8 protein-coding genes and 2 rRNA genes are annotated in these 5,559 nt (G+C 67.7%); 6 read left to right on the top strand and 4 right to left on the bottom strand.

Features of this window, described 5'->3' with window-relative positions:
* Positions 1 to 49 precede the first annotated feature (49 nt).
* Positions 50 to 193, bottom strand: a complete 144-nt coding sequence (locus tag VMD50_RS30040; protein ID WP_475448070.1) for a hypothetical protein — start codon at positions 191 to 193, stop codon at positions 50 to 52.
* Between VMD50_RS30040 and VMD50_RS30035 the strand changes: the two genes are divergently transcribed.
* From VMD50_RS30035 to VMD50_RS29915, 3 genes are read left to right on the top strand one after another with little or no spacing between them, the layout of a single operon-like run.
* Positions 194 to 391 carry a hypothetical protein gene (locus VMD50_RS30035; RefSeq protein ID WP_475448067.1) on the top strand — a complete coding sequence of 66 codons (198 nt, stop codon included), beginning with the start codon at positions 194 to 196 and terminating at the stop codon, positions 389 to 391.
* Between the two features lie 11 nt (positions 392 to 402).
* The gene (locus tag VMD50_RS30030) at positions 403 to 648 is read left to right on the top strand and encodes a hypothetical protein (RefSeq protein ID WP_475448064.1); all 246 of its coding nucleotides are present in this window, start codon (positions 403 to 405) and stop codon (positions 646 to 648) included.
* A complete protein-coding gene (locus VMD50_RS29915; RefSeq protein ID WP_414686139.1) occupies positions 645 to 800 on the top strand; it encodes an MFS transporter small subunit in 156 nt (51 codons plus the stop codon). The genes VMD50_RS30030 and VMD50_RS29915 overlap by 4 nt, the downstream gene beginning before the upstream one ends.
* Here the strand turns inward: VMD50_RS29915 and VMD50_RS21780 are convergent.
* Positions 748 to 1,974 (bottom strand): MFS transporter, encoded by a 1,227-nt coding sequence (locus VMD50_RS21780; protein WP_414686138.1) that lies wholly within the window; start codon positions 1,972 to 1,974, stop codon positions 748 to 750. The genes VMD50_RS29915 and VMD50_RS21780 overlap by 53 nt on opposite strands.
* Before the next feature lie 91 nt (positions 1,975 to 2,065).
* On the opposite strand from VMD50_RS21780, the gene VMD50_RS21775 reads away from it, so the two are divergent.
* The 3 genes from VMD50_RS21775 to VMD50_RS21765 all read left to right on the top strand — a co-directional run bounded on the left by VMD50_RS21775 (position 2,066) and on the right by VMD50_RS21765 (position 5,028).
* On the top strand, positions 2,066 to 2,950 hold the full coding sequence (locus tag VMD50_RS21775; RefSeq protein WP_325430601.1) for a LysR family transcriptional regulator: 885 nt from the start codon (positions 2,066 to 2,068) through the stop codon (positions 2,948 to 2,950).
* 84 nt (positions 2,951 to 3,034) lie between these two features.
* On the top strand, positions 3,035 to 4,534 hold the full coding sequence (locus tag VMD50_RS21770) for a DNA-3-methyladenine glycosylase 2 family protein (protein ID WP_325430599.1): 1,500 nt from the start codon (positions 3,035 to 3,037) through the stop codon (positions 4,532 to 4,534).
* Positions 4,531 to 5,028 (top strand): methylated-DNA--[protein]-cysteine S-methyltransferase, encoded by a 498-nt coding sequence (locus VMD50_RS21765; RefSeq protein WP_325430597.1) that lies wholly within the window; start codon positions 4,531 to 4,533, stop codon positions 5,026 to 5,028. The genes VMD50_RS21770 and VMD50_RS21765 overlap by 4 nt, the downstream gene beginning before the upstream one ends.
* A gap of 61 nt (positions 5,029 to 5,089) precedes the next feature.
* Here VMD50_RS21765 and rrf read toward each other — a convergent pair.
* Together rrf and VMD50_RS21755 are read right to left on the bottom strand one after the other, a co-directional pair.
* Positions 5,090 to 5,203: ribosomal RNA gene (gene rrf, locus VMD50_RS21760) — 5S ribosomal RNA — on the bottom strand.
* A gap of 90 nt (positions 5,204 to 5,293) precedes the next feature.
* Positions 5,294 to 5,559: ribosomal RNA gene (locus VMD50_RS21755) — 23S ribosomal RNA — on the bottom strand; the annotation flags it as partial.

Below are 5,559 nucleotides of genomic sequence, written 5' to 3'. Positions count from 1 at the left end.
GCTTCAACGTGACGGCCGGGATCGGCATCCTTGAGAAGGCCTCGCCGATCTACCAGGACTTCTTCCCGAGGGCGCCCCGCGCGGCGGTGCTGGCGTCGGCGGCCGCCGGGTTCGTCGCCCTGCTGTCGCTGGCCAACATGCTCGGCCGAATCGGATGGTCGTCGTTGTCGGATGCGCTGGGCCGCAAGAACATGTGTACCGGCTCTACCTCGGCGGCGGCGCCCTGCTTTATCTCACGCTGGCGCTGGCGACCAACTCCAACAAGGTCACCTTCCTGCTGTGCACCGTGTTGATCCTGTCGTTCTACGGCGCGGGCTTTTCCACTCTCCCGGCGTACCTGCGGGATCTGTTCGGCACCTACGAGGTGGAGCGATTCACGGCAGGTTGCTGACGGCGTGGTCGGTGGCGGGCGTGCTGGGCCCGTTGATCGTGAACGCCATCGCCGACTCGCAGAAGTCGGCGGGTAAGCATGGCCCCGACCTCTACCTGGTGTCGTTCGAGGTGATGATCGCGCTTTTGGTCGTCGGCCTGGTCTGCAACGAGTTGATCGGGCCGGTGGCCGCCAAATTCCGTGAGCCCGCACCGCCCGAGGGCGCCCTGCCCGCGCCCGAGGCCGTCCCCCACCGGCAGCCGGAGAGGCAACCATGACCAACCCGACGGCGGCGGTCCGCCCCGCACCCATCGCACTGGCCTGGCTGTGGGTCGCCCTGCCCTTCGCCTACGGCGTCTGGCAACTCTTTTCGAAGGTCACCCACTTGTTTTCGGCACCTGACGTCGAACTGCGCTCACCAGCAGCGTGACCAATAAGCCGGCGGCCAGCAGCAGCGCACCCACGAACCATGCCGTCGCCGGCCAGCCGCCGGCGGCGTAGACGAGGCCGCCGAATGCGCCGGCCACCGACCCGCCCAGGTAGTAGCTGAACAGATACAGAGCAGACGCCTCGGCGCGATCCCGGTGGGCCACGGCGCCCACCCATCCGCTGGCCACCGTGTGCGCGGCGAAGAATCCGCCGGTGAAAACCCCGACGCCGACCACGATCGCGGCCAGCGCATGCGAGACGGTCAACACCAGGCCGGCCGCCGTGATGGGCAGGGCGCCGCCGAGCACGAGCGCGCGTCCCCGGCGGTCGGCGAGCCGCCCCGCGACAACGGAGGTCCAGGTGCCCGCCAGGTACAGCAGGAACAACAGCCCCACGACCGACGAGGCCAATCCGAACGGCTGGGCGGTCAACCGGTACCCCAGGTAGTTGTACACCGTGACGAATCCACCCATCAGCGCGAAGCCTAACGCAAAGAGCCTCAGCAGCAAGGGGTTTCGCAGGTGAGCGGCCAGGTTGTGCACCGTCGCCCGCACGCTCGCCGGCTTCGGCGCGAAGAACCGCGACCGGGGCACCACGACGGCGAAGACCACCGTGCCGGCCAGCGTCGCCACCGAGCACACCAATAGCGCTACCCGCCAATTGCTGACGTCGACGACGAGGGACGGGACGATCCGCCCGACCAGGCCACCCAACGTGGTCCCGGCGATGTACCGTCCCATCGCCGAACCGAGCGACGAGGTGTGGATTTCCTCGGCGAGAAAAGCCATCGCGACCGCGGGGATCCCGGCGAGCGCGACGCCATGCAGCGCCCGGCCGGCGAGCAGAACGCCGAGCGAGGGACTGAAGGGCAACAACAAACCGATGACGCTGGACGCCACCCCGGACGCCAGCATGACGGTGACGCGCCCGTACCGCTCGGAAAGCACACTCGCGGGAATGATGGACAGCGCCAGCATTCCGGTGGTCAGCGAGACCGTGAGCGCCGCTGTGGCGGGGGTGATCCGGTAGTACGCCGACAAGGCCGGCAGCAGCGCCTGCGTGCAGTACATCGCCGCGAAACTGGCCAGGCCGGCGCCGTACAGCGCGGCGGTCACCCTTCGGTATCCGCTGCTTCCGGCGCGGTGCGCGACGGTGATCGAGGGCGGCTGAAGCATAACCATGATGCTGCGCGCCGCCGCGTCCAAAACTGAAATGAATTATCGCTGGCGGTATCATGCTGATACGACATAAGCCGAGGTGGCGGGCATGGCTGCGGACGATTACGAGTGGTTCGTCACACTCGCGGAGCTCGAACACGTCACGGCGGCTGCCGACCAGCTGCACATCGCGCAGCCGACACTCACCCGGATGCTGGCGCGCCTGGAACGGCGGCTCGGGGTCGCCTTGTTCGACCGCCGCGGCAGGCGGCTGGCGCTCAACACCTACGGCCGAATCTTTTACGAGCACGCGCGCCGGGCCCAGTCGGAGCTCGATTCGGCCCGGCGCGCGATCGACGACCTGACCAATCCGGCCGTCAGCGAAATCCGGCTCGGCTTTCTGGGTTCGTTCGGGTCGACGGTGGTGCCGCGCCTGATCTCGGCGTTCAAACAGACGTCACCGCGGGTGACGTTCACGCTCCAAGAGGGCGCCGCCGAATCGATCGGCGGCCTCGTGCAGTCCGGGTTCGTCGACGTCGGCGTGGTTTCGCCGCGGCCGCAGAAGGCAAACCTGGCCTGGCGCAGCCTCTTTCGCCAACGGCTCGGGGTCGCCATTCCGCGCCACCACCGACTGGTGGGCGTCGCGGCGGTGTCCATGAGCGAGCTGGCCGACGAGTCCTTCGTGGCCATGCAGCCCGGGTTCGGCATGCGGCGACTGCTCGACGAGCTTTGTGCCGCAGCGCAATTCCAGCCCCGGATCGCCCTGGAATCAGCCAACCTCATCACGTCCGCCGGCCTGGTGGCCGCGGGGCTGGGCATCAGCCTGATGCCCATCGACGGCAGCGAATACGCACCCGGGCTCGGCGTGCTGCCGCTGGCCGACGCCGATGCCTATCGCGATGTCGGGATGATCTGGAATTCCGGGCGATCGTTGTCCCGCCCGGCCCGGGACTTCATCGCGTCCGCCGCAACGATCCAACACCGCGGCTCTTAGGGCGGCTCCGGTGCGCGGCGCTGCTACCACCACCATGTCGCTTTTTCGCCAGTTTTGTCGGCGGGCAGGTGTAACTGTGGAATCGTGCATGACGATTTCGAACGCTGCTACCGCGCGGTCCAGTCCAAGGACGCCCGGTTCGACGGCTGGTTCGTCACCGCGGTCCTGACGACGCGGATCTATTGCCGGCCCAGCTGCCCCGTGCGGCCGCCGTTCGCGCGCAACGTCCGGTTCTATCCGACCGCGGCGGCCGCCCAGCGGGCGGGGTTCCGGGCGTGCAAGCGGTGCCGTCCGGACGCATCGCCGGGATCTCCGGAATGGAACGTGCGCGGTGACGTCGTCGCGCGGGCCATGCGGCTGATCGCCGACGGCACGGTGGACCGGGAGGGGGTCGGCGGCCTGGCGGCTCACCTCGCTTACACCACCCGCCAGCTGGAACGCCTGCTGCAGGCCGAGGTGGGTGCCGGCCCGCTCGCGCTGGCCCGGGCTCAACGGGCCCAGACCGCGCGGCTGCTCATCGAGACCACCGACCTGCCGTTCGGCGACGTGGCGTTCGCCGCCGGGTTCTCCAGCATCCGCCAGTTCAACGACAACGTGCGCTCGGTGTTCGAGACCACACCGACGGCGCTGCGCACACGCGCGGCGGTCCGGTCCACGTCCGACACCAATTCGCCTGGGGCGGTGTGCCTTCGGTTACCAGTACGCACGCCCTTCGCCTATGCAGGTGTCTTCGGCCACCTCGCGGCCGGCATCGTGCCCGGCTGCGAGGAGGTGCGCGACGGGGCCTACCGGCGCAGCCTTCGGCTTCCGCGTGGCGGAGCCGTCGTCACGCTGGCACCGGCCGTCGACCACGTCCGCTGCCGGCTGACGCTCGACGACTTCCGCGATCTCACCACCGCGATCGCCCGCTGCCGGCGGCTGCTGGACCTCGACGCCGACCCCGAAGCGGTGGTCGACGCCCTGGCCGGTGACCCCGAGCTGGCCGCGGTGGTGAAAAAGGCGCCGGGGCAACGCATTCCGCGCACTGTCGACGAGGCCGAGCTGGCCGTGCGCGCGGTGCTGGGCCAGCAGGTGTCGACGAAGGCCGCCAGAACCCACGCGGGCAGGCTGGTCGCGGCCTACGGGCCGCCGGTGCACGATCCCGAGGGCGCGTTGACGCATGCCTTCCCGTCGGTCGAACAGCTCGCCGAGATCGATCCCATCCATCTGGCGGTCCCCAAGGCCCGGCAACTGACGCTCAACGCGCTGATCGCAGGTCTCGCCGACGGAAGCGTCGCCCTGGACGCCGGAAGCGATTGGGAGAGCGCCCGCGCACAGTTGCTGGCGCTGCCCGGTGTCGGCCCCTGGACCGCGGAGGTGATCGCGATGCGCGCCCTGGGCGATCCGGATGCCTTTCCCGCCAGCGACCTCGGACTTCGGCTGGCCGCAAAGCAACTCGGGTTACCCGCGGATCGGCGGAGACTCGTCGAGCGCAGCGCCCGTTGGCGGCCGTGGCGCTCGTATGCCACCCAACATCTGTGGACCACCCTCGAGCATCCGGTCAACCATTGGCCGCCCCGGGAGCCCCCACAGGAGGTCGCATGATCAGTTATCGCACCATCGACAGCCCGATCGGACTGCTGACCCTGGCCGGGCGCGGCCCCGTCCTGACGAATCTGCGGATGGTCGACCAGACCTACGAACCAAACCGCGCCGGCTGGTCGCCCGACCCTTCGGCCTTCGATGGGGCCGTCGAGCAACTCGGCGCCTATTTCGCCGGCGAGCTGACCGACTTCGACATCGAGCTCGAGCTGCGGGGCACCGAGTTTCAGCGGCGGGTGTGGAAGGCACTGCTGACAATTCCCTATGGCGAGACGCGGTCGTACGGAGAAATCGCCGAGCAGATCGACGCTCCCGGTTCGGCGCGCGCGGTGGGCTGGGCCAACGGCCACAATCCCATCGCGATCGTCGTCCCCTGCCACCGGGTGATCGGCGCCAGCGGAAGCCTGACCGGCTACGGCGGCGGGCTCGACCGAAAGCGGACCCTGCTCGGATTGGAGAAAAAGCGGGCGCCGGCGGAGCTGACATTATTCGACTAGATTCGGCCGGCTTAAAAACAAATGCAAAAACACCCCCGTTACCGGGGGTGTTTTTGTATATGTTCGGCGGTGTCCTACTTTTCCACCCGAATAGGGCAGTATCATTGGCGCTGACCGGCTTAGCTTCCGGGTTCGGGATGGGACCGGGCGTTTCCCTGTCGCTGTGGCCGCCGTAACTCTATTTATTTTTCATTCAAGTGTTCTGGTGGGGGGTGTGGTGCGCCACGACATTGCTGCCAGGCGCTGGATTGTGGTTGCGATTTGTGTTGGTAAGTTTTCGGCCGGTTAGTGCCAGTTCCCTACACCCATTGCTGAGCTTCTAGGTCTGGCCTATCGAACCCATGTTCTGTGGGGGGCCTTATCCCTCTAAAAGGGTGAGAAACCTGATCTTGGAGAAGGTTTCCCGCTTAGATGCTTTCAGCGGTTATCCTGTCCGAACGTGGCTATCCAGCGGTGCCCCTGGTGGGACAACTGGTGGACCAGAGGTTCGTCCGTCCCGGTCCTCTCGTACTAGGGACAGGTTTCCTCAAG

The sequence above is a fragment of the Mycobacterium sp. genome (assembly GCF_035506235.1).
In the GTDB taxonomy this organism is placed as follows: Bacteria; Actinomycetota; Actinomycetes; order Mycobacteriales; family Mycobacteriaceae; genus Mycobacterium.
This window is presented reverse-complemented; position numbering and strand designations above follow the sequence as displayed.